The organism is Dactylosporangium sp. NPDC049742 (assembly GCF_040674675.1).
GTDB classification, from domain to species: Bacteria; Actinomycetota; Actinomycetes; order Mycobacteriales; family Micromonosporaceae; genus Dactylosporangium; species Dactylosporangium maewongense.
This window is the reverse complement of the sequence record NZ_JBFANF010000030.1, coordinates 118,801-142,002: the sequence shown is the minus strand read 5'-3', so window position 1 is coordinate 142,002 and position 23,202 is coordinate 118,801. Positions and strand designations below refer to the sequence as shown.

Below are 23,202 nucleotides of genomic sequence, written 5' to 3'. Positions count from 1 at the left end.
TGGTGAGAAGGACAGGCCGGGCACGTTCATCGGTGCTGCTGCGGGGAGGCCAGGTAGGCGCGCCAGCCGCCGTGGGCGGTGATGTCGGGGGCGTCGGCGACGGCGACGGCTTCGCACAGGAAACCGGTGACGGTCGAGCCGTCGTCGAGATGTACCTTGCCCAGCACCATGGGGGAGGGCAGCGCGGCCAGGAACGGGCCGACCGCGGCCGGTGGCAGCTCCCACAGCTCGCCCTCGACGGCGGCGCCGCCGTCGGTGACGCGGACCAGCCCCGGTTTCGGTGGCTCGGTGGTCAGGCAGTGCAGCCGGTACTGCGGTGCGGTGCGGACCTGGCGGAGCAGGCGACCGCCCGCCTCGGTGAGCTGGTGGTTGAGCGGCTGCCCGGTCAGGTGCGCGCCGACCACCATCATCGGCAGGCCCCGCTGGTGCGCGCCCGTCGGAGCCTCGCCGGCCAGCAGCGCGGCGAGGTCGGCGGCGACCGCGTCGGCGAAGCCGCGGGCGACGACCTGGACGCCGAAGTTGGTGCCGCCGGCCTCGCCGGCGGGCACGGCGACGGCGCTGAGGCCGAACAGGTTGCAGAAGTTGGTGTAGGTGCCGACGGTGGCGTTGACTCCGATCGGGTCGGCGGTGACCTCGGCGATCGTCGGGTGGATCGGGCTGGTCGGCAGCAGGAGGGCGTCCGCGTCGCCCCATGCGGTCATGGCCTCGCGGCGCAGGTGCGCGAGCCGTTCGGTGTCGGCGACGAGGTGGTGGGCGGGGATGTCGCGGGCGGCGCCGATGATGGCCCGGACGGTCGGGTCGATGTCGTCGGGGTGCTCGTCGATGAAGGCGCCGACGGCGGCGTACCGTTCGGCGACGAACGCCCCGTTGTAGAGCAGTTTCGCCGCGGCGAGGAACGGCGCGAGCCGGATCGGCCGCAGCCGGGCGCCGTGGGTCTCCAGGGTCTTCGTGGCCTGTTCGAACGCGTCGAGCCACGCCGGTGACAGGCCGGTCAGGTCGTCGCGGTCGGGCACGGCGACGATCGGGTGCGGCGGCGCCGCGAGCGGTGCGTCCGCGGGGAGGACCGGGTCGCTCATGAGGGCGATGGCGTGTGTTCCTTCGGCGACGGTACGGGCGAAGATGGTGACGCAGTCGAAGCTGCGGCAGGCCGGCACCACCCCGTCGGTGGGGACGAGTCCCGGTGTCGGCTTGACGCCGACGATGCCCTGGAACGCGGCGGGCACGCGGCCGGAGCCGGCGGTGTCGGTGCCGACGGCCAGGTCGGCGATGCCGAGCGCGACGGCCACGGCGGAGCCGGAGCTGGACCCGCCGGCGACGCGGTCGGGGTCGCGGACGTCGCGGACCGCGCCGTACGGGCTGCGCGTGCCGACCAGGCCGGTGGCGAACTGGTCGAGGTTGGTCTTGCCGAGGATCAGCGCGCCGGCGTCGACGAGGCGCTGCACGGCGGGGGCGCTGCGTCCGGGCCGGTAGGCGTAGGCGGGGCAGCCCGCCGTGGTGGGCAGGCCCGCGACGTCGACGTTGTCCTTGACCGCGACGAGGCGCCCGGCCAGCGGCAGGTGCTCGCCGGCGGCGAGCCGGGCCTCGACGGCGGCGGCGTCGGCGAGCACGTCGCGTTCGGGTCGCAGGGTGATCCATGCTTCGGGGCGTTCGCCGAGGGCGAGGCGCGAGTAGGCGGCGCGGACGCGGTCGGTCGGTTTCATGCGAGCACCACCAGTGGGCTGCCCGGAGCGACCTGGGCTCCGGGGGTGACGAGGATGTCGGTGACGGTGCCGTCCCGCGGCGCGGTGACGACGCTCTCCAGTTTCATCGCTTCCAGGGCGAGCAGCGGCTGCCCGGCCGTGACCCGGTCGCCGGGGCGCACGTCGACGCGCCACACGCTGGCGACGAACGGCGCCTCCACCAGTGTGCCGCCGTCCGGCACGGACACCGCACCGGCGGCGGGCGGCGCGGGCGGTTCCGGGCGGGGGTCGAACTCGCCCGCCGCCGCCCAGGCGTCGCGTTCGGCGCTGAACGCGGCGGCCTGCGTCGCCCGGAAGGCGGCGATCGAGGCGGCGTTGTCGGCCAGGAAGGCCTCGTGGTCGGCGAGGCGGAACGTGCCGTCGTCGATGCGCAGCCGGTGCCGCCCGGCGGCGACGTCGGCGCGCAGGTCGAGCAGTTCCTCGGCGCCGACCGGGTACCACTGGATGCGGTCGAAGTGGCGCAGCAGCCACGGGTCGCCGGCCTCCCGCCGCCAGCGGGACCAGACCTGCACGGTACGGCCGACGAACTGGTAGCCGCCGGGGCCTTCCATGCCGTAGATGCACAGGTAGGCGCCGCCGATGCCGACGGCGTTCTCCGGGGTCCAGGTCCGGGCCGGGTTGTACTTCGTGGTGACGAGCCGGTGCCGCGGGTCGAGCGGGGTCGCGACCGGTGCGCCGAGGTAGACGTCGCCGAGGCCGAGGACGAGGTAGCTGGCGTCGTAGACGGTGCGGTGGACGTCGTCGACGGACGCCAGGCCGTTGACCCGGCGGATGAACTCGATGTTCCACGGGCACCACGGGGCGTCGTCGCGGACACCGTTGATGTAGCGGGCGATGGCCTCGCGGGTGGCCGGGTCGTCCCAGGACAGCGGCAGGTGCACGGTCCGGCTGGGCACGGCCAGGTCGCGGGTGGCGGGCAGGTCGGCCTGCAGCGCGCGGACCAGGCCGAGGAGCTTGCGCACCGGCAGGCGGGCGGGGTCGGCGTGGACCTGCAGCGAGCGGATGCCGGGGGTGAGGTCGACGACGCCGTCGAGGCCCTCGGCGCGCAGCCGGTCCATCAGGGCGTGGGCGCGCAGCCGCAGGCCGAGGTCGAGGGTCATCGGGCCGTACTCGATGAGCAGGTTGTCGTCGCCGGACCGCCGGTAGGTGACGTCGTCGTCGCGGGCCAGGATGCCGTCGTCGACCGGTTGCACCAGCGGCGTGAAGTCGAGGTCGGACACGGGCACGAACCGCACGGTGTCGCCGGGGGCGAGCTGGCCGAGCTTCCACCGCTCGGCGGTGACGACGGTGGCCGGGCAGACGAACCCGCCGAGGCTGGGACCGTCCGGGCCGAGCAGGATCGGCACGTCGCCGGTGAAGTCGACGGCGCCGACCGAGTACGGGGTGTCGTGGATGTTCGACGGGTGCAGGCCCGCCTCGCCGCCGTCGGTGCGCGCCCACCGCGGCTTCGGGCCGACCAGCCGGACGCCGGTGCGCGCGGAGTTGAAGTGCACCTGCCACCGCGCGGCGTAGAACGCGTCGATGTCCTCGCGGGTGAAGAACTCGGGCGCCGCGTGCGGCCCTTCGGTCACCTTGATCTGCCAGTCACGGCCGATCACCGGTCGCTGCGCCGCCGGGACGGCGACGGCGGTCGCGGTCGCGGCGGCCGGCGGTGCGGTGCGCAGGACGTCGCCCAGGCGCAGGGTCCGGCCGCCGTGCCCGCCGAACTGCCCGAGCGTGAACGTCGCCGCGCTGCCGAGGTACTGCGGGACGGCGAGCCCGCCGGCGAACAGCACGTAGGCCCGCAGCCCGCCCTCGGTCGCCCGGCCCACGTCGAGGACCGAGCCGGCGGGCACCCGTACCGGCTCCCACTGGGGCACCGGGACGCCGTCGAGGCTGACCGGCATCGCGGCGCCGGTGACGCAGATCGTGGTGTCGGCGGTGAACCGCAGCGCCGGCCCGTCGACGGTGCACTCCAGCCCAGGTGCGCCCTCGGGGTTGCCGAGCGCCGTGTTGCCGAGCCGGAACGACAGGTCGTCCATCGGCCCCGACGGCGGCACGCCGACCTCCCACAGCCCGGTGCGGCCGGGCCAGTCCTGCACGGCCGTCAGCGTGCCGGCCCGCTCCACGACGATGCGCGGCTCCGCGTCGTGCACGCCGGCGAGGGTCGCCGTCGAGTGCCGGGCGGCGAGCACGTCGCCGTTGCCGGCCGCTGCCCGCAGCAGGCCGAGGTTCGTCTCGATGCCGTCGACGCGGGTGGCGGCCAGGGCGTCGCGGAGGTTGGCGAACGCCTCGTCGCGGGTCGCCCCGGTCACGATGACCTTGGCGAGCATCGGGTCGTACGCCGTGCTGACCTCGGTGCCGGCCTCGACCCAGCCGTCGACCCGTACGCCCGCCGGGAACGCGACGTCGGTGACGAGGCCGGCGCTGGGCTGGTGCTCCCGGGTGGGGTCCTCGGCGTAGACGCGGGCCTCGACGGCGGCGCCGGCACCGCCCCGGCGCGGGGTGTCCAGGACGTCGTCGTCGCCCTGGGCCAGGCGCAGCATCCACTCCACCAGGTCGACGCCGAGGACCTCCTCGGTGACCGGGTGCTCGACCTGCAGGCGCGCGTTGACCTCGAGGAAGGACGCCTGCTCCCGTTCGGCGTCGTAGACGAACTCGACGGTGCCCGCCGACCGGTAGCTCACCGACGCGCACAGCGCCGCCGCCGAGGTGTGCAGCCGCTCGCGGACCGCACCGGACAGGCCGGGCGCGGGCGCCTCCTCGATCACCTTCTGGTTGCGGCGTTGCAGGCTGCAGTCGCGGTCGCCGAGCGCGACGACGCGGCCGCGGCCGTCGCCGAAGACCTGCACCTCGACGTGGCGGGCGCGCTGCACGAAGCGTTCCAGGAAGACGCCGCCGCTGCCGAAGCTGGCCAGGGCGAGGCGTTCCACCCGGTCGTAGGCGGCGGTGAGCTCGGCCGGCGTGTGGCACGCCTGCATGCCGATGCCGCCACCGCCGCCGGTCGCCTTGACCATCACCGGGTAGCCGATCCGGTCTGCGGCGGCGAGGGCCTCGTCGAGACCGCTCAGCAGGCCGGTGCCCTCGATCATCGGTACGCCGGCCGCGCGGGCCAGCTCGCGCGCGGTGTGCTTGGCGCCGAACGCGGTGAGCTGGGCGGGTGTCGGCCCGACGAAGGCGAGCCCGGCCGCTTCCACGGCGGTGGCGAAGCCCGCGTCCTCGGAGAGGAACCCGTAGCCGGGGTGCACCGCACCGGCGCCGCTGGACAGCGCCGCGTCGAGCACGCGGTCCACCAGCAGGTAGCTCTGCCGGGCCGGGGCCGGGCCGAGCCGCACCGCCTGGTCGGCCAGCCGTACGTGCGGGGCGCCGCGGTCGGGGTCGGAGAAGACCGCGACCGTCTTGAGGCCGAGCCGGGCGGCGGTGCGGATGATGCGGCAGGCGATCTCGCCGCGGTTGGCGACCAGAAGCGTGTCGAACACGCGGCTACTCCTCGGTGACGATCATGCGGACCGGCGTCGGGTCGAAGCCGTTGCACGGGTTGTTGATCTGCGGGCAGTTCGACACCAGCACCAGCACGTCCATCTCGGCGCGCACCGCGACCCGCAGGCCGGGTGCCGAGATGCCGTCGACGATGCCGAGACTGCCGTCCGGGTCGACCGGCACGTTCATGTACCAGTTGATGTTGCTGACCAGGTCCCGCTTGCCGAGCCCCCACCGGCCGCCCTCGATGAGGAAGTTCTCCACGCAGGCGTGCTGGTGCTTGGTGTGCTGCCCGTAGCGCAGGGTGTTCGACTCCCGGCTGCAGGCGCCGCCGACGGTGTCGTGCCGGCCGACCTCGTCGCCGACGACGGTCATCAGCGCCCGGCCCTCGTTGGAGCGCAGCACGCTCCCGGTGGTCAGGAAGATGCCGCCCTGCGCGGCGATCGTGTCCGGCGCCGAATAGCGTTCGGCCGTGTCGCCGGCGTTGTAGAGCAGGCAGTCGACGGCCTGGTTGCCGTGCAGGTCCACGATGGTCAGGACCTGGCCGCGGCGCACGACCGCCGACCAGGGCGCGCGGGCCGCGACGGTCTCGTCCAGCACGATCCGGCCGGCGGCCAGCGCCGGTGCTGCGGTGGTGGTCATCCGATCCCCCGGGCGGTCAGGTAGTCCGCGGTGTTGAGCAGCGCGCGCTCGCCCTCCGGCGACCGCGACCACAGCGCGTCCGCGGGCGCGGTGGGTGCGCCGGGCCGGGCCTGCACGCGGACGGGTGTGCAGGTGTACGCCTCCCGCGGGTCGAGCGGGTGCGGCACGTTGGCCAGCAGCACGATCAGCGGCAGCTCCGCCCGCAGCTCGACCGTCGCCCCGGGCCCGGCCGACCCGAGCCAGGTGAACGTCCCGTCGTCGCCGACGCGGACCCCCTGGAAGAACGAGATGCTCGGCGGCAGGTCCCGGCGGGTCAGGCCGTGCTTGGCGGCGGCCAGGACGAACAGCTCCCGGCCGGCCGGTGTCGCGGTGTGCGGCGCGCCGCCGCCGTAGCGGTGGGTGTTGCTCGCGAGCGTCGAGGTGCCGCAGAAGGTGTCCGAACGGTCCGGGGCGCCGGCCGTCACCGAGGCCAGGACCCGCCCCTGGTCCGACAGCAGCAGGTGGCCTTCGCCGACGTACGCCTGCCACAGGACCTTGACCGTGTCGGCGACGTTGAGGCGCTCCCACGGTTCGTCGGCGTTGAACAGCAGCACCGACACGCAGGCGTCGCCGTACAGGTCGGTCAGCTGCAGCGTGGTGCCGCGGGAGAGCCGCCTGCCGGCGTAGCCGCCGCCCGGGACCGTCTCGGCCCAGCTGCGGCCCTCACCGGCCGGGACGGTCGGCATGCACTCCACGACGGTGCCGCCCTGGGCGCGGGCGTGCGCCCGCGCCCCGGCCGTAGTTGCGGTGCTCATGCCGTCTCTCCCGCGACGACGGGCGCGGTGAACACCGGCGCCGGGCGCAGGGCGGCGACCCGGGTGCGGTGGCGCAGGAACGCCGCGACCCCGGCGAGCAGGGCGGCGCCGACGAACAGCAGCGAGAAGTAGTGCAGGTACCAGTGCTCGCCGGCTGGGTCGTACACCTCCTGCCGGGGCCAGCCGAGGTTCAGGATCATGCCGATGCCGTACACGACGGCGAGGGCGTTGACGACGATGCCGAACTTCCCGAGGGAGAACAGCTTGCCGCCGCGCTCCGTGGCGGCGGCCTCCTCGTTGGCCGGCCAGCCCTTGCTGCGCCGGATCAGCAGCGGGATCGTCACCAGGGCGTAGGCGATGTACAGCATGACGATGCAGACGCTGGTCAGGGCGGTGAACAGCGCGGCCTGGCCGATGTTGACCAGCAGGACCGAGGCCGCGCCGACACCGACGACGATCGCCGGCCACGCCGGGGTCCCGGTGCGCGGGTTGACCTTGCTGAGCGCGCCGGAGAACGGCAGGACGCCGTCACGCGCCATCGAGAAGATCATCCGGCTGCCGGCGGTCTGGATCGCCAGGGTGCAGACCGCGACCGCGATCGCCACGTCGATCAGCAGGATCCGTCCGCCGGTCTCACCGAGGCGGCTCGTCAGCACGTACGGCAGACCCTCGGTGGCCAGCCGGCCGTCGGTCAGGCTCGGCGCGGACATCAGCGCGACCAGCAGCATCAGGCCACCGCCGATGCCGGAGGCGGCGAGCGCCCGCAGGATCGTGCGTGGCGCGATGTGCCGCGGGTCGCGGGTCTCCTCGCTGAGCTCGCCGGCACTGTCGAAGCCGACCACGACGTACGCCGCCATCAGCGCCGACACTAGGAACGGCCCGACGTAGGACAGGCCGCTGCCCATCCCGCCGGTGTCGAAGACCACGCCCGGCCCGCGCTCGATGTTGAACAGCAGCAGGATCACGACGGCCGCCACACCGATGATCTCCAGGGTCACGCCGGCGCTGTTGACGATCGCCATGAGCCGCACGCCGATGACGTTCACCAGCGTGGTCAACGCGATCAGGATCGAGCCGAGGACGACGGCGTTGGTGGCGCCGCTGGTCGAGCTGAGCGCGGGATCGCCGCCGACGAGCTGGAACCCGGACCAGATCTGGGGGAGCACGACCTGCAGGGCGATCGCGGCCGCGGCGACCGTCACGATCTGCGCGACGATCATGACCCATCCGGCGAACCAGCCGACCGTGGCGTTCGACAGCCGCCGCGACCACTGGTAGATGCAGCCGGAGAGCGGGTAGCGGGCGGCGAGCTCGGCGAAGTTGAGCGCCACCATGAACTGGCCGGCGAAGACCAGCGGCCAGGTCCAGAAGAACGCGGGGCCGCCGAAGGAGAACCCGAAGGCGAAGAGCTGGAAGACCGTCGTGAGGATCGAGACGAACGAGAACCCGGCGGCGAACGACGCGTAGCTGCCGATGCTGCGGCGCAGCTCGGGCCGGTAGCCGAAGCCACGGAGATCCGCGGCGTCGGCTCGGTCGCTCGCCGGCGGTGTCGCCAGGGTGGGGGTAGTGGACAAGACCGCCTCCTCGACGCAGGCGGCAGCGGGTCAGGGGGTCCCGCCGCCCGAATACCTGTCGAGTGACAGATTTCGCGACGTGAGATCGACAGGCGTTTCTCCGTCGTAAACGTTCGATTGCCGGACGTCTCGTTGCGGTTACGTCCCGCTCACATCGCCCCGGACCCGGATTGCGTGCGACGATGCGAGCGTGAGCTCCGCACCTTCCGTCGGCCGTCCCCGCTCCGGAGCCCGGCGCCTGCCGGCCGGCACCGCCCGTGAGGAGATCCTCGACGCCGCGGCCGAGCTCTTCTCCGAACGCGGGTACGCCGCCACCTCGACCCGCATGATCGCCGAGATGGTCGGGGTGCGGCAGGCGTCGCTGTACTACCACTTCAGCACCAAGGAACAGATCCTCGCCGAGCTGCTCGAATCCACCGTCCGCCCGTCGCTCACCTACGCCGAGGAACTCGCCCAGCAGGCGCTGAGCCCCGCCGAAGCCCTGCAGGCGCTCGTCCGGTACGACGTCGGGATCCTGCTCGGCGCGCGATGGAACGTCGGCATCCTGTACGCCCTGCCGGAGATCGCGACCGAACCGTTCACCCGCTTCCGCGCCGAACGCGAGCAGCTCAGGTCCGCGTACCGCCGCCTGGTCGCCGCCGTCGCGGGCACCTCCACGGCGGACGTGACCGGCGACCTGGTCTTCGGCATGGTGGAGAGCGTCATCGGCATGCGCCGCGACCTGCCGGTCCTGCCCCCGCCGGACGAGCTCGGCCAGTCGGTGGCCGCGGCGGCCCTGCGCCTCGCCACCCCTCGTTCACCGTGAGGTGCGACGCCCGAGCGGCCGCGATGCGTGCGCCGGCTCCCGTTGCCGCCCTTGAGACCCGCGGCTATGGAGCGGGCGTCCGAGTCGCCGGGTGGTCTGCGTCGTACGCGGCCCGGGCCACGTCGACCTCGGGCATGTGCAGCTCTGCCCACTCCTTGAGTTGACTCTCCAGGAGGAACCAGTGCGTGCACTCATCACCAGTGCCGGAGCCGGTACGCCGGTGCTCACCGACGTCGAGCTCGCCCCGCTCGGCCCCGCGGACCTGCGCATCCGCATCAGCGCGGCGGCCGTCAACCCGATCGACGTGTTCTGGCGACCGAGCGCGGCCGGGCCGTGTTCGGCCTGCCTGGCGGCACCGGACTGGGCTCGGACCTCACCGGGATGGTCATCGAGGCCGGCTCCCAGGTCGACGGGTTCGCCGCCGCGACCGGGCGCCGAGCGGTTCGTCACCGAGCTTCCGGGGGCGGCATACGACGTCGTGCTCGACGCCGCCGCGCTGCAGAACGACGCGATCCCAGCGCTCCTTGTTCCATAGCCCGATGCGCTGCTACTCGGCGCTGCCGGGGAGTGAGATGCGGCGACGCCGAGCGGCTCCGGGTCGGGTGGACGCCTCCCGTACCTCGAACCGCTCCTGAGCGTCAAGGACCGCATCGGCGTACCGCGTGGCCCAGGCACCCATTGCCTGCATCGGCTCCAGCAGCGCGTTGCCCGCTTCGGTGAGCGCGTAGTCCACACGGGGTGGCACTTCCGGGTACGGCCGGCGCTCCATCAGGCCGTTGTACTCCAGCCGGCGCAACGCGTCGTTGAGTACCTTGGGGCTGATCCCGCCGATCCGGGTGAGGAGTGCCGCCGGACGCATCGGACCGTACGCGGCGATGGTGAAGACCACGACGCTGTCCCAGCGGTTGGCGAGCACCTCGAATGCCACCCGGGCCCGGCAGTCGGAGGTGTAGTCGTCGAGCTGGTCAGCGGGATCACCCATGAGCCCATCCTGCCCGATGTATTGCACACCATACGGTGTGCATCGGCCTGCCTATCGTCCTGCACGGCTGCCTGAACCGCGCAGCCGCGGAGCGGGAAACGGAGCAGATGGATGAAGATCGGCATACTCGGCACGGGCGGTATGGCGGCGGCACTCGGCGGCGCATGGACTGTGGCCGGACACGACGTGGTGATCGGTGGCCGGAGTCAGGGGCGGGCGGAGCAGACCGCCAGACGCATCGGCGCCGCCGGGCATGGCAGCCTCGTGGACGCGGCGGGCCACGGCGATGCCGTCCTCGTCGCGGTTCCGGCGGCAGAGGCGCCGCAACTGGTGGGCAGCCTTGCCGGGAGCCTCGCCGGTCGGACGGTCATGGACTGCACCAACTCCCTCGTGCCGACCGGCGACGGGCTGATGCTCGACACCGGTGGCACGTCTGTGGCGCGGCAACTCGCGGGCGCCGCGCCCGACGCGCACGTGGTCAAGGTGTTCAACCTCTGCCACGTCAGCATCTGGACGCTGCGTCCGCCGACCTTCGAGGGCGTACCACTGGCCGTGCCCTACTGCGCGGACCACGCCGAGGCAGCCGCAGCGACGGAGACCCTGATCAGCTCGATCGGCTGCACGCCAGCGCCGTGCGGCGGGCTGGCACGAGCGGCCTACCTGGAGGCGGCAGCGGCGCTTGCGATCGGGCTGTGGTGGGCAGGCCAGCAGCCGCGCACCGCGTTCCCCCTCCCAGCAGAGGCGCCGCCTCGCTGAGGTCGTCGAGCACGGCGGATCCAGCAGGCGCGGGCCCGGGCTCAGCCGGGCGGTTCGGGGAGGCGGGACGTCGCTTCGGCGTACTTTGTGAGGAGGCGGGCGAACTCCAGCCGCTCGGCTTTCGGCCAGTTGAGGACCAGGTTGCGGGTGAGGTTCTTCGGCTCGGCACGTTGTGAGCCAGCTGCTCGAACAGTCCAGGAGACGAGGTACGGCATGGTTACCGCCATCACGAACGCGCGGGTGTTCGACGGTGAGAAGGTGCTCGGATCGGCAACGGTCGTCATCGACGGCACCCGGATCGCCGCGGTGGGCGGGGAACCGCCGGCCGCGGCAGAGATCGTCGACGCGTCCGGGGCGACGCTGCTGCCGGGCCTGATCGACGCGCACACCCACAGCTCCGATGAAGCGCTCGCCCTGGCGCTGCGGTTCGGCGTCACGACCGAGCTCGAGATGCAGGGCATGAACACGCGGCCCCACCGGTCGCACATCGTCGGCGACGACACCCTCGCGGACGTGCGCTCCGCGGGCTTCGGCATCACCCCGCCCGGCGGTCACCCCAGCGAACTGCTCCCGGACGACTTCGACTTCGGCCCTGGACCCGGCGGCGATGACCAGCACGGTGGACACGACGGGCCGGCGCCGTTGATGCCGTTCGCCACCACACCGGAGGAAGCGGCCGGCTTCATTCCTCAGCTGATCGCGGCCGGCTCGGACTACATCAAGTTCATGGTCGACGACGGTTCCGTGGAAGGCCACCCCGGACTGCCGATGCTCGACCAGGCCACCCTCAACGCCGGCGTGGCCGAGGCGCGCCGGCACGGCATGCTCACCCTCGCGCACGCGCTCACGGTCGACGCGACCCGGATGGCGGTCGACGCCGGCATCCACGGTCTCGCCCACCTGTTCATGGACCAGCCACACACCGACGACGTCGTCGAACGGATCGCCACTGCCGGCGTGTTCGTCGTCCCGTGCGTCGTACTGGACGCGTCCATGATGGGCATCACCGCATCAGCGCTGGCCGACGATCCCCGCGTCGCCGCCCGCCTCGGCGAGACCTGGACGGACCTCCTCCGCGGCAGCTACAACCGGTATCCGCAGGGCAGGCTGGAGGACGTGTTGCACTCGGTCAAGGCACTGCACGACGCCGGCGTCGACATCCTTGTCGGAACCGACGCCGTCCCGTTCCCGCTGCCCTTCACGGCCGGAGTGGCACACGGTGCGAGCGTCCACCACGAGCTGCAGCACCTGGTCCGGGCCGGCCTCACCCCGCTCGAGGCGCTACGCGCCGCGACATCCACACCCGCCCGCCGCTTCGGACTCGACGACCGCGGGCGCATCGCCGCCGGCCTGCGCGCGGACCTGCTCCTCGTCGACGGCGACCCCACCACCCGGATCGGTGACACGCTGAACCTGCGTACGGTCTGGCGGCGCGGCACCCCTACCCAGCTCACGATCGACTGAACAAGGCCGACGAGCGCCTCGTCCTCGTCGCGCCGGCCGCCGATGGTGTGTCAGATCACGGCGAGCCGGTCCACCAGCAGTTGCACCCTCAGCTCGGCGTACTCGGGTAACAGGCGGCCCGCCCGGGTCAGGGTCGCCAGGCCGTGCAGGGAAGCCCAGAACACCTCGGTGAACAGCCCCGGGTCGACGCCGTCCCCGGCGACCTCGCTCAGGCTCTCCATCAGCGCGGCGAAGGCGTCCTTCAGGGGTTCGGGGGTGTCCTCCTGCGCGTAGGTCAGGCCGCCGTCGAGCTGGAACAGGGCGTCGTAGACCGCGGGATGGTGCGCGGCGAAGTCGAGGTAGGCGCGGGCCAAGGCGGTGACCCGGGCGCGCGGGTCGTTCTCGGCGGAGGTCGCGGCCCGCATCGCCGCGGCCATCTCGGTGGCGCCTTGCAGGGCGACGGCGCCGATGATCTCCCGTTTGCCGCGGAAGTGGCTGTACAGCACGGGCTGGCTGTATTCGATGCGCTCGGCGAGCCGGCGGGTGGTGACCGCGTCCCAGCCCTGCTGCTCGGCGAGTTCGCGGGCGGTCGCCACGATGAGGCGCTCGCGGACCGCCTGCTCGCGCTGTTTGCGTTCCTGCGTCGACATGACCTGATCCTAGCACTGCTAGACAATCGAGCAGTGGCACTGCTAGCGTTGCTCCATCAGCTAGCAGTGCTAGATTTCGGAGGGTCAGTCATGCTCAACGCACTTACGGTCGTCACCGTCGTCATCGTCGGACTGATGGTGGGGGTGGAGTTCGCCGTCGCCTTCATCATGGGCCGGATTCTGGACGCGCTTCCCGGGGACGCCGGCCAGCTCGGTCACGCCCACGGCGGCCGGATGCTCGGCGCCCTGATGCCGTTCTGGTACATCGGCTCGGTCCTGCTCAGTGCCGTCTGGGCCGTGGCCCGGTGGCAGGACCACGGCGCCGGACTCGTCGTCACCGCCGCCGGCCTGCTGATCGTCAGCGTGGTCATGTCCATCCTGCTGCTCGTCCCGATCAACAACCGGAACAAGACCTGGACCCCCGAGAACCGGCCCGCCGACTGGAAGCAGCAGCTGCAGCAGTGGAACCGCTACCACTACGTCCGCGTCGCCGTCATCATCGCCGCCTTCACCCTGCTGGTCACCGCGCTCGCCTGACCGCGACACCGATGGTGGTCAAACGGCCTGCTGATGATGCGCGAGACCCGTGTGGTCGGGGCAACCCCAGAAACGCCCGCCACCGTCTGACGGTCCGCACGGTGCTGATCACCGCAGGCGGCGGCCGCACCCTCGCGGGTTGTACGGTGCGCGGGTGTCCCCGACATCGCGCACCCCGGTCGCCCTCGGGCTGACCGCGGTGGGGCTCGCCGTCCTCGGCCTGGCGGTCCTGCTTTACGGCACCTACATCGGCGTCCGGGACGCCCACGTCCAGGTGGTCCAGGACCTCGGCCGCTCCCTTCCCCCCGACGTGCTCGAGGACATCCTCACCGCCGACACGCTCGGGGCCATGCTGCCGGCGACCCTGCTGGTGGCGGGACTGCTCGTGGGCGCGGGGCTGGTGCTGGCGGGGCGGGACGCCGGGCGCGCCGCGCTGGTGTGGCTGTGCGGCGTCGGGTCCGTCGTGACCCTGGTGCAGTACGCCGATTGCGTGCGTCTGCTGGACAGGTGGGATGTCGACGCGCTGATCAACCCACCCACGTGGGCCGATGTGCTCGGCGTGCTGGTGGCCATGATCGCGCTGGCCGGGGCGGCGGTCAGCCTCGGCGGCCCGGCCGCCCGCCGGGCGTTCGCGGCGACCGGCGCCGAGCGGGCGGGCATCGGGCAGGCGGGCTGGACCGGACCGCCGGCACCGTTGCGGGCGGCCGTGTCACGGTTCGCGGTGGGCGGCGGGCTCAGTCTTGCCGGGCATGTCTTCATCGTCGGCGACGACCTCGTGGACGGCGACCTGGCGGACCTCACCAGCGCTTTCGGTCTCATCTCCCTGGCCGGCACCGCCGCGATCGCAGTCACGGCCGCCAGCGCGTGCTTCGCGGCGTGGGTCGCCGGGCGCGGCCGGCCGGACGGGGCGGACACCGCCCGGATCGCCGGGGTGCCGCTGCTGCTCCTGCAGGTGTTGTCCCTGTACTGGGCCACCCACATCACCGCCAACGGCCTGCGCATGGACTTCCTGGACAGCGACCTCGAGCTGATCGGCACGCTGATGCTCGTGACCGTCGTGGCCGGCATCGCGGCGACCCTCGGCGGGTTCGCCGGGCTGGCCGACCCGCGCAGCGAGCGGTTCCTGCGACCGGCCGGCCGCCCCCTGCACCAGGGTTGGCAGTCCTGGACGGCGGCCGATCCACGGCCCGCGGACGACCCGGCGCCAGCGGACGGCTACACCGTTCCTTAGTCCGTCAAGTCGGCGGAGTTGCTTCGCCGACTCGGCCGGTTCCGTCAGTGGGCGACCGGATCCGTACGCGGCGAGGTGGTCACCGACCGCGGCGACGTGGTTGGCCCCGAGCGCGAGGACACCGGCGGCGACGGCGGCCACGGTGCCCGCGTCGCGCTCTGCGACCTGGCCCGACTCGATGAAAGCGTCGGCGTACCTGTGGCTGGCTGCACCGGTCCGTGCTGGTCGGCCACTCGTCGTGAGGCGTGTGGGTGTCCGCAGGGGTGGAGCGCAACTGCCGGGGAAGTATTCGAGCAGGTCCGTGCCGGCGCCTGCGCTTGAATGCGCAATAGTTGCGAAGCGGACAAACCTAAAGTTTTCCTTAATTCGGTCTTTACAGTGGTAAAGCGAGCGGGCTATGGTTTCCGGCAGTTGGTGCCGCTCCCGTGCAGTTCGCTGCGGCCGGCATCGACCGCCGCCGCGAAGGCCGGGTGCACTGCGCAGTGACCGCATTGCACGAAGCCGTCGTCCTGCTAGCGCCTCCGCCGCGGCCTCGCGCCCGTGCCCGGGTCGACCGGGCCGGCGACGGCCCCTCGGCCGATTCCGGATTCGATGACGCACTCGTCGTGCGGCGCTACCGCCTGCGTTCCTCGCGTCCGATCCTGCCAGCAGTCCGAACACCTGAAGGAGATCCGATGCGTACCCGCAGGCCCGCAGCGTTGACCGCGCTGATGCTGGGCTGCTTGGCGCTCGTCGCCTCGGTCGGCGCGTGCGGTTCGGTCAAGCCGGGCCAGACGGAGCTCGTGGTCGAGATCTTCGGCGACATGGGCTACCGCGACCTGTACACCAAGTACGAGCAGAGCCATCCCGGGGTCAAGATCGTCGAGCACATCGTCTCGTACGACGACCACCACAAGAACCTGCAGGCGCACCTGCTGGGCGGATCGGGAACCGGCGACGTCGAGGCCATCGACGGCGGCTACATCTCGCAGTTCAAGGTCATGTCCGACAAGTTCGTCGACTTCCGGGACTACGGCGCCGACCCGGGCCAGTGGCTGGCGTGGAAGTCGCAGCAGGCGACCGGCCCCGACGGCAGCCTGATGGGGCTGGGAGCGGACGTCGGCGGCCTGGCGATGTGCTACCGCCGCGACCTGTTCGCGCAGGCCGGTCTGCCGACCGACCGCGACGAGGTGGCCGCGCTGTGGCCGGACTGGCAGTCGTACATCGCGACCGGCAAGCGGTTCAAGGCGAACGCGCCCGACGGCGTCGCCTGGTTCGACTCCGGTTCCAACGTCTTCAACGCCATCATCAACCAGGCTCCGGTCGGCTACACCAACGCCGACAACGAGGTGGTGGTGTCGGACAATCCGGCCGTCAAGAAGGCGTTCGACCTCGCGGTCGAGGCCGTGCAGGCGGGCCAGTCGGCGAAGCTGGCGACGTTCAGTCAGCAGTGGAACGCCGGGTTCCAGCGGGGATCGTTCGCCACCGTGGCCTGCCCGGCGTGGATGACCGACACCATCAAGCAGAACGCGCCGCAGACCAGCGGCAAGTGGGACATCGCCAAGATCCCCGGCGGCAGCGGCAACTGGGGTGGCTCGTTCCTGACCGTGCCGAAGCAGAGCAAGCACCGGAAAGAGGCGGCCGAGCTCGCCAGGTTCCTGACGGCACCCGAGCAGGCGAGCTGGATCTTCCGCACCCAGGGTCACCTGCCCAGCCAGGCCGCGCTCTACGACGACCCGGCCGTGCTCGGCAACACCAACGCGTTCTTCAACGACGCGCCCACCGGCCGGATCTTCACCGAATCGGCGAGCACCCTGCGGCCGCAGTACCAGGGCCCGAAGGACGGCGACATCGGCCCGCTGATCGGCCTCGGGATCAACCGGGTCGACAAGGGCAAGCAGCGACCCGAACAGTCGTGGCGCCAGGTCCTCAAGGACGTCGCGAATGCCACCGAGCCGTAGAAAGGAACGACGAGCCTGATGGCAGTGATCGCACCCCCACCGGTGCTGCCCGAGCGACCGGAGGCCGCGCCGCCGGAGAAGGTCGAGCGGTGGCCGAGCCTGCGCCGCAAGTTCGACGTGAGCGGCACCCCGTACCTCTATATCGCACCGTTCTTCGTGGTGTTCGCGGCGTTCGGGCTGTTCCCGCTGCTCTACACGGGCTGGATGGCCGTTACGCAGTGGAACCGGGACATCCCCGGCAGTGACGACACGTTCGTCGGGTTGGGCAACTTCGTGCGGCTCATCCACGACGACTTCTTCTGGAACGCGCTGCGCAACACCGCCGTGATCGGCCTGCTGGGCACCGTGCCGCAGCTGCTGCTCGCGATGTGGATCGCCCACCTGCTGCAACGCAAGATGCGAGGCCGCACCCTGCTGCGGATGGGCGTGCTGCTGCCCAACATCACCTCGGTGGCCGCCGTCGGCGTGATCTTCGCCCAGCTGTTCGGGCGGGACGTCGGCCTGATCAACTGGGTGCTCAGCCTGGTCGGCCTGGGCAAGGTCGACTGGCAGGCGGGCACCTGGCAGTCGTGGGTGGCTCTGGCAGTCATCCTGACCTGGCGCTGGACCGGCTACAACGCCCTGATCTACCTCGCCGCGTTGCAGGCCGTGTCGGACGACCTCTACGAGGCGGCCGACCTCGACGGCGCCGGCCAGTTCCGGAAGTTCCGGACCATCACCGTCCCGGCGCTGCGCCCGACCATCATCTTCAGCGTGATCATGTCGACCATCGGCACGATCCAGCTGTTCACCGAACCACTGATGTTCAACCCGGGCATGAGCCCGACCGGCGGCGACTCCCGCCAGTTCCAGACCCTCGCCATGTACGTGTACGAGCAGTTCTGGACCCACGGCAAGTACTCCTACGCCGCCACGGTCTCCTGGGCCATGTTCATGATCATCGTGCTGGCGGTCGGCGTGAACTACCTGCTGTCCCGACGTATTCGGAGCTCCTCATGACGACCCTGATCCCGGTTTCCCGTGCCATGACCGGCGGCCGCCGGGTCCGCGGGCGGACTGCGGCGCCGGCCCAGCGCCGCGCTGGAAAGAGGACCTACCTGCTGCTCGGGCTCATCGCCGCGGTGTCGGCGTTCCCCCTGTACTGGTCGGTGGTCGCGGCATCCAACGACAACTCCGTGGCGGGGAGCTGGCCGCCCCGGCTGCTGCCCGGCAGCCACCTGTGGGAGAACCTGCAGCGGGCGTACACCCAGGCGAACTTCAGCCTCGCCCTGCTCAACTCGATCATCGTCGCGACCGTGGTCACGGTCTGCGTCGTGCTCACCAGCACGCTGGCCGGGTTCGCGTTCGCGAAGCTCAAGTTCCGCGGCCGCAACGCCCTGCTCGGGTTCCTGCTCGTGACGATGATGGTGCCGGCCCAGCTGGGCATCATCCCGCTGTACATCATGATGTCGCAGTGGCTGGGCTGGACCGGGCACCTGCAGGCGGTCATCCTCCCGGCGGCCACCTCGGCGTTCGGCGTCTTCCTGATGCGCCAGTACCTCTCCGACGCGCTGCCCGACGCGCTGCTGGAGGCCGGCCGGATGGACGGATGCTCGACGCACCGGCTGTACTGGCACGTCGTGCTGCCGGCGGCACGGCCCGTCGCCGCGGTGCTCGGGCTGTTCACCTTCATGAACGCCTGGAACGACTTCTTCTGGCCGCTGCTGGCGCTGGGCCAGGGCAACCCGACCACCCAGGTCGCACTGTCCACACTGGCCGGTGGCTACTACATGGACTACTCGCTCGTGCTCGCCGGAACCCTGATCAGCACGGCGCCCGTGCTGCTGGTGTTCCTGTTCCTCGGCAAGCAGATCATCGGCGGGATCATGCAGGGTGCGGTGAAGGCGTGACCTGGACGGTCTGGCTCATCCCGCACTTCCACTACGACCCGGTGTGGTGGAACACCCAGTCCGCGTACACCGAGACGTGGGACCAGCCGCAGGATCAACCGGCCCCGGACGACGAGGGCCAGGCGTGCTACGCCTGGCCCGGGCACAGCGCGTTCAGCCTCGTCAAGGCGCACCTGGCGAAGATCCAGGAGGATCCGCGGTACAGCGTGGTCCTCGCCGAGGTCGACTACCTCAAGCCGTACTGGGACACGTATCCCGAAGACCGGGAGCTCATCCGGCGACTGATCGCCGACGGCCGCCTGGAGCTGGTCGGCGGCACCTACAACGAACCCAACACCAACCTCACCGGCATCGAGACGACGATCCGCAACGCCGTGCACGGCACCGGGTTCCAGCGGCACGTCGTCGGAGGCGTCCCGGCCACCGCGTGGCAGCTGGACGTCTTCGGCCACGATCCGCAGTTCGCCCAGGTGATGGCCGGCGCGGGGCTGACCTCGATCGCGTTCGCCCGCGGCCCCTACCACCAGTGGGGTCCCATGCTGACCAGCTGGAACATCCGCGAGCACCGCAAGCCGTTCGCGCCGACGCAGTTCCCCACCGAGTTCGAGTGGGTGTCGCCCGGCGGGGACGGCCTGCTCACCCACTACATGGCCGGGCACTACTCGGCCGGCTTCAGCCTCGACGCCGCCCAGGACCCGCAGACCGCGGCGGGGGAGCTGCACGAGCTGTTCACCCAGCTGAGCCCGGCCGCCGCGACCCGCAACGTCATGATCCCGCTCGGCAGCGACTTCAGCCCTCCCATGCGCTGGGTCACCGAACTGCACGCCGCCTGGGAGCAGCGGTTCCCGCAGGTGCGGCTGCGGTACGGCCTGCCGCGCGACTTCTTCGCCGCCGTGCGGGACGAGCTCGCCGCGAGCGGCCGGCACGCCACGCCACAGACCCGCGACATGAACCCGATCTACACCGGCAAGGACGTCACCGCGATCGACACCAAGCAGGCCCACCGCCTGGTGGAGACGCTCCTGCTGGACGCCGAGAAGTGGGCCACGTTCGCCGCGCTGCACGGCGCCGCCTACCCCGCCGCGGCCGTCGACAAGGCCTGGCGGCTGCTGCTGTTCGGCGCGCACCACGACGCGGTCACCGGCACCCAGTCCGACCAGGTCTACCTCGACCTGGTCGCCGGCTGGCGCGAGGCGCACGACCTGGCCGCCGACGTGGACCGGTCGGCCCGCCGGCACCTGACCCGGCACGTCGACACCCGCGGGGAGGGCACCGCGGTCGTCGTGTTCAACCCCCTGGCGCACCCCCGGACGGACACCGTCAGCCTGGAGATCGACCTCGACCCAGTCGGTGTCACGCTCACCGACGACGGCGGGGTCCCGGTCCCGTACCTCACCGAGGCCCTCACGCCCGCCGCCGACGGCCGGCCGGGCCGGGCGCTGCTGCGGTGGGTCGCACGCGACGTGCCGTCGATGGGCTACCGCACCTACCGCGTGCTGCCCGGCACCACGGAACCGTCGGCGTCCGCGTGGCACGTCGTCTCGCAACTCGCCGACGCGACCGGCATCGCCAACGACCGCTACCGGGTCCGTGCGGATCCCGCGCGGGGCGGCGCCCTGACCGAGATCACCGACCTCGCCGCCGGCCGGGACCTCCTCCCGCCGAGCCGGGTGGGCAACGAGCTGGTCTGCGTCGCCGAGCACCGCGACCACCCCGAGTTCGGCGAAGGCCCGTGGCACCTGCTCCCGCACGCCGTCGCCTGGCGCAGCGCGGACGCCGCGGCGACCGTCACCGTCGAACGCTGCCCGATCGGCGAGCGCATCACGGCCACCGCGGACATCGACGGATGCCGCTACACGCAGCGGACCACCCTGTGGCACGGCATCGACCGCATCGACTTCGCCACGGACATCGACGGGTTCGCCGCCACCGACCGGCTCCTGCGGGTGCGCGTGCCGTGCGACGTCCCCGGCGGCATGCCCGTCAGCGAGACCGCGGCCGCCGTCATCGGCCGCGGCTACGCCCTGCTCGACGTCGACGCGGCAGAGCACCCCCGGACCCTGGACAACACGGCGCACCAATGGTTCGGCCTCGGCGCGGCGTTGACCGTCCACTTGCACGATCCACAGCAGCGTGCCGAGCGCTCGCGAGCGGTGTCCATCGCCGAGATCGTCGTCCCCGACGGCGACGAAGGCCGGCCGTCGACCCGGCGGCTCGCCGTCGAGCTGGCGCGGGCCGGTGTCACCGCCACCGTCACGAACGCGACGGGAAATCGGTACGGCGCGCTGGACACCGACTCCAACCTCCCCGATTGCCGCGTCGCGGTCGGCACCCCGCAGCGCAACGGGTTCGTCGCCGAACTCCTCGACCGGGCGCCGGCGCCGTACGCCGCCGAACTGGCCGCCCAGCTCGCGGCCACCGGCACGGCCCGCCTCTGGATCCCGGCCGAGCGGCCGCTGCGTGAGGTCTGGCGGCCGGGCGCCGACGTGCGCTCGATCCGGGACCTGCCCGTCCTGCTGATCGCCGGCACCGACGCGGACGCCGAGCGGCAGGCCCTCACCGAGCTCCTCGACGACCTCGGGGACGCGAACGTGCACGTCACGCAGCCGTCCGACCTGCACCACAACGAGGCAGCCGTCGAGGACTACGCCGTCGCGCTGCTCAACCGCGGCACCCCCGGCTTCGCGGTCGAGCCCGACGGCACGCTGAACATGTCGCTGACCCGCGCGAGCACCGGCTGGCCCACCGGAACCGCGATCAACTTCCCGGACCACAACGCACCGGGCGGGCGCAGCTTCCAGCACCTGACCAGCAGACGCTTCGAGTACCACCTGGTCAGCGGCGCCGGCGGATGGCGTACCGCCGGGTTCGTCGCCGCCGGCGAGTCCGTCAACCATCCGCTCGCCGCGACCGCCGCCCCGGCCGGCGACGGGCCGCTGCCGGCCACCGGGTCCCTGTTGAGCGTCGAGCCCGCCGGGGACTTCGTCGTCACCACGGTCAAGCCGTGGGGCGAGCCGCTCGCCACCGGCTCCGCGGTGCCCGCCGACCCGTGCGACCGCCTGATCGTCCGCGGCTACGAGCCCCACGGCCGCTCCGGCAGCGTCGCGATCCGCCTCGCCGCCGGTGTCGCCTCGGCCGCGACCGCCGACCTGCTCGACCGCCCCGGCGCGCCCGTCGAACACGACGGCCGGCAGCTGCGGCTGGACGTCGAGGGGTACCGGATCACGTCGCTGGCCCTGTCACCGGCTCGCGCCGGACGGGGCGGGACCGCACTCGTGTCGGCCACCGAACCGGTGCAGCCCGTGTTCACCCGGTACTGGCTGCACAATTGCGGCCCCGCCCCCATGGGGAACCTGCCGGTCACGCTCACGCTCCGGCCGGACGACCAGCCGGGGGACGGCGTGCGGATGTGCGCGCAGATCGTCTGCGACGACACCGACGCCGGCTACGACGGGGACCTGCTCGTCGAGGCGCCGGAGGGGTGGACCGCCACCCCCGGGTCGAGGTCGGTGACCGTCGCCGCGGGTGGCCACGCCGGGGTGCCGGTCACCGTCACGGCTCCCGACGCCGCCGAGCCCGGCTGGTACGCGGTCACGGCGAGCATCACCCACCAGGGCCAGCAGCTGCAGGACGCCCTCGTCGTGCCCGTGGGCCGGCCCGCGCCGGGACCGTTGCTGCACGCGAGCGCCGACTGCACGGAGCTCACCCTGGCCCCCGGGGCGCGGGGTCACGTCCGCGTGCGGGTGAGCCACGACCTGCGTACGCCGCTGCGGGGGCACGCCCAGCTCATCACCCCGCACTACATCTGGCCGCTGACAGGCGAGCCGATCCGGGGCTTCACCGTCGCGCCCGGGTCCACGCTGAGCGTCGAGTTCCCCGTCGCCGTCCCGGTCGGCACGCCACCGGGGGAGTTCTGGGCCCAACCCAAGATCAGCGCCTACGGCCGGATCGCCTACACCGAACCCGTCCGCATCGTCGTCCGTGCCGCCCCCTGATCCGGGCGGTCAGCGGTCGGCGCCGCCGGGGGGAGCCACGACGGCCGTGGAGGCGCGGGGGACGAGGCGGCAGGGCAGGGCGCGCTGGCCGTGGACCGGGTCGCCGTTGATGGCGGCGAGCAACAGCTCGGCGGCGGTGCGGCCGATGCCTTCGAGGTCCATGTCGACGCTGGTGAGCTGTGGCCGGCAGCCTTCGACCATGACGTCCCAGTTGTCGAAGCCGACGACGGCGACGTCGCGGGGGATGTCGCGGCCCGCTTCGCGGAGCGCTTCGGTGACGCCGCGGGCGATCTGGTCGCTGCCGCAGAAGACCGCGTCGATGTCCGCGGACAGCAGGATGCCGGCGGCGTGGCGGCCCCAGGCCTCGCTCCACTCGCCGTGCAGGGTCGGGGTGACGAGGGCCAGGCCTTCGGCGGCGAGGGTGTCGGCGGTGGCGGCGGCGCGGACCTTCGCGGAGTGGTGGTGCTCGGGGCCGGTGACGTGGGCGATGCGGCGCCGGCCGATGGCGAGGAGGTGCTGCACGGCGCGGCGGGCGCCGTCGGCCTCGTCGGGCACGACGGAGCAGTCGTCGGGGTTCGACGAGCTGATGAACGCGTAGACGACGGGGGCCGGGAGGTTGGTGCTGATCGGGGGGCGGGCCTGGGTGCGCCGGCCGGTGACGATGATCCCGTCGACCTTCCGGCTGAGCAGGGTGCGCAGGTAGTACTGCTCGCGGATCGCCCGGGACCTGCACGACACGGTGGGGCACGCGATCGCCACCATCACC

The 23,202-nt window shown here is 72.3% G+C and carries 18 protein-coding genes and 1 pseudogene; 10 read left to right on the top strand and 9 right to left on the bottom strand.

All coding sequences use genetic code 11. The features are described 5' to 3' along the window. Positions 1 to 26: 26 nt before the first annotated feature. Genes atzF through AB0J72_RS31905 form a run of 5 tightly spaced genes read right to left on the bottom strand, consistent with a single transcriptional unit; the run spans position 27 to position 8,208 of the window. Positions 27 to 1,700, bottom strand: a complete 1,674-nt coding sequence (gene atzF / locus AB0J72_RS31925) for an allophanate hydrolase (RefSeq protein ID WP_363405041.1) — start codon at positions 1,698 to 1,700, stop codon at positions 27 to 29. Next, positions 1,697 to 5,197, bottom strand: coding sequence for a 5-oxoprolinase/urea amidolyase family protein (locus AB0J72_RS31920; RefSeq protein WP_363405039.1), 3,501 nt, complete (start codon positions 5,195 to 5,197; stop codon positions 1,697 to 1,699). The genes atzF and AB0J72_RS31920 overlap by 4 nt, the downstream gene beginning before the upstream one ends. A gap of 4 nt (positions 5,198 to 5,201) precedes the next feature. Beyond that, positions 5,202 to 5,840 carry an urea amidolyase associated protein UAAP2 gene (locus AB0J72_RS31915; RefSeq protein WP_363405037.1) on the bottom strand — a complete coding sequence of 213 codons (639 nt, stop codon included), beginning with the start codon at positions 5,838 to 5,840 and terminating at the stop codon, positions 5,202 to 5,204. After that, the gene (locus AB0J72_RS31910) at positions 5,837 to 6,634 is read right to left on the bottom strand and encodes an urea amidolyase associated protein UAAP1 (protein ID WP_363405035.1); all 798 of its coding nucleotides are present in this window, start codon (positions 6,632 to 6,634) and stop codon (positions 5,837 to 5,839) included. Before AB0J72_RS31910 ends, AB0J72_RS31915 begins: the two co-directional genes overlap by 4 nt. Then, on the bottom strand, positions 6,631 to 8,208 hold the full coding sequence (locus tag AB0J72_RS31905) for an amino acid permease (protein WP_363405033.1): 1,578 nt from the start codon (positions 8,206 to 8,208) through the stop codon (positions 6,631 to 6,633). The genes AB0J72_RS31910 and AB0J72_RS31905 overlap by 4 nt, the downstream gene beginning before the upstream one ends. 190 nt (positions 8,209 to 8,398) lie before the next feature. Between AB0J72_RS31905 and AB0J72_RS31900 the strand changes: the two genes are divergently transcribed. Both AB0J72_RS31900 and AB0J72_RS31895 read left to right on the top strand, forming a co-directional pair. After that, positions 8,399 to 9,013, top strand: a complete 615-nt coding sequence (locus AB0J72_RS31900) for a helix-turn-helix domain-containing protein (protein ID WP_363405031.1) — start codon at positions 8,399 to 8,401, stop codon at positions 9,011 to 9,013. Positions 9,014 to 9,194: 181 nt separating this feature from the next. Beyond that, positions 9,195 to 9,548 (top strand): hypothetical protein, encoded by a 354-nt coding sequence (locus AB0J72_RS31895; protein ID WP_363405029.1) that lies wholly within the window; start codon positions 9,195 to 9,197, stop codon positions 9,546 to 9,548. A gap of 12 nt (positions 9,549 to 9,560) precedes the next feature. On the opposite strand, the gene AB0J72_RS31890 is transcribed toward AB0J72_RS31895, so the two are convergent. Further along, complete coding sequence (locus AB0J72_RS31890) at positions 9,561 to 9,995, bottom strand: helix-turn-helix domain-containing protein (protein WP_363405027.1); 435 nt, start codon at positions 9,993 to 9,995, stop codon at positions 9,561 to 9,563. Positions 9,996 to 10,103: 108 nt separating this feature from the next. Here AB0J72_RS31890 and AB0J72_RS31885 point away from each other — a divergent pair. Beyond that, positions 10,104 to 10,751 (top strand): annotated as a pseudogene (locus AB0J72_RS31885) (NAD(P)-binding domain-containing protein); the annotation flags it as partial. Positions 10,752 to 10,792: 41 nt separating this feature from the next. Here the strand turns inward: AB0J72_RS31885 and AB0J72_RS31880 are convergent. After that, entirely contained in the window at positions 10,793 to 10,966 is a 174-nt protein-coding gene (locus tag AB0J72_RS31880) for a hypothetical protein (protein ID WP_363405025.1), read from the bottom strand. Here AB0J72_RS31880 and AB0J72_RS31875 point away from each other — a divergent pair. Further along, complete coding sequence (locus AB0J72_RS31875) at positions 10,965 to 12,215, top strand: amidohydrolase family protein (RefSeq protein WP_363405023.1); 1,251 nt, start codon at positions 10,965 to 10,967, stop codon at positions 12,213 to 12,215. The genes AB0J72_RS31880 and AB0J72_RS31875 overlap by 2 nt on opposite strands. Before the next feature lie 50 nt (positions 12,216 to 12,265). On the opposite strand, the gene AB0J72_RS31870 is transcribed toward AB0J72_RS31875, so the two are convergent. Beyond that, the gene (locus tag AB0J72_RS31870; RefSeq protein ID WP_363405021.1) at positions 12,266 to 12,844 is read right to left on the bottom strand and encodes a TetR/AcrR family transcriptional regulator; all 579 of its coding nucleotides are present in this window, start codon (positions 12,842 to 12,844) and stop codon (positions 12,266 to 12,268) included. 90 nt (positions 12,845 to 12,934) lie between these two features. Here AB0J72_RS31870 and AB0J72_RS31865 point away from each other — a divergent pair, with 90 nt between their 5' ends. From AB0J72_RS31865 to AB0J72_RS31840, 6 genes are all read left to right on the top strand, one after another. Further along, the gene (locus AB0J72_RS31865; protein ID WP_363405019.1) at positions 12,935 to 13,381 is read left to right on the top strand and encodes a DUF1772 domain-containing protein; all 447 of its coding nucleotides are present in this window, start codon (positions 12,935 to 12,937) and stop codon (positions 13,379 to 13,381) included. Positions 13,382 to 13,535: 154 nt separating this feature from the next. Beyond that, complete coding sequence (locus AB0J72_RS31860; RefSeq protein ID WP_363405017.1) at positions 13,536 to 14,612, top strand: hypothetical protein; 1,077 nt, start codon at positions 13,536 to 13,538, stop codon at positions 14,610 to 14,612. A 674-nt stretch (positions 14,613 to 15,286) separates the two neighbouring features. Further along, positions 15,287 to 16,552, top strand: a complete 1,266-nt coding sequence (locus AB0J72_RS31855) for an extracellular solute-binding protein (protein WP_363405015.1) — start codon at positions 15,287 to 15,289, stop codon at positions 16,550 to 16,552. An 18-nt stretch (positions 16,553 to 16,570) separates the two neighbouring features. Continuing rightward, positions 16,571 to 17,551 (top strand): sugar ABC transporter permease, encoded by a 981-nt coding sequence (locus AB0J72_RS31850; protein WP_344513843.1) that lies wholly within the window; start codon positions 16,571 to 16,573, stop codon positions 17,549 to 17,551. After that, positions 17,548 to 18,441, top strand: coding sequence for a carbohydrate ABC transporter permease (locus AB0J72_RS31845; protein ID WP_363405013.1), 894 nt, complete (start codon positions 17,548 to 17,550; stop codon positions 18,439 to 18,441). The genes AB0J72_RS31850 and AB0J72_RS31845 overlap by 4 nt, the downstream gene beginning before the upstream one ends. After that, positions 18,438 to 22,436 carry a glycoside hydrolase family 38 C-terminal domain-containing protein gene (locus tag AB0J72_RS31840; RefSeq protein ID WP_363405011.1) on the top strand — a complete coding sequence of 1,333 codons (3,999 nt, stop codon included), beginning with the start codon at positions 18,438 to 18,440 and terminating at the stop codon, positions 22,434 to 22,436. The genes AB0J72_RS31845 and AB0J72_RS31840 overlap by 4 nt, the downstream gene beginning before the upstream one ends. A 9-nt stretch (positions 22,437 to 22,445) precedes the next feature. Here the strand turns inward: AB0J72_RS31840 and AB0J72_RS31835 are convergent, their stop codons facing one another. Beyond that, a complete protein-coding gene (locus AB0J72_RS31835; RefSeq protein WP_363405009.1) occupies positions 22,446 to 23,174 on the bottom strand; it encodes a substrate-binding domain-containing protein in 729 nt (242 codons plus the stop codon). Between the last annotated feature and the right edge of the window lie 28 nt (positions 23,175 to 23,202).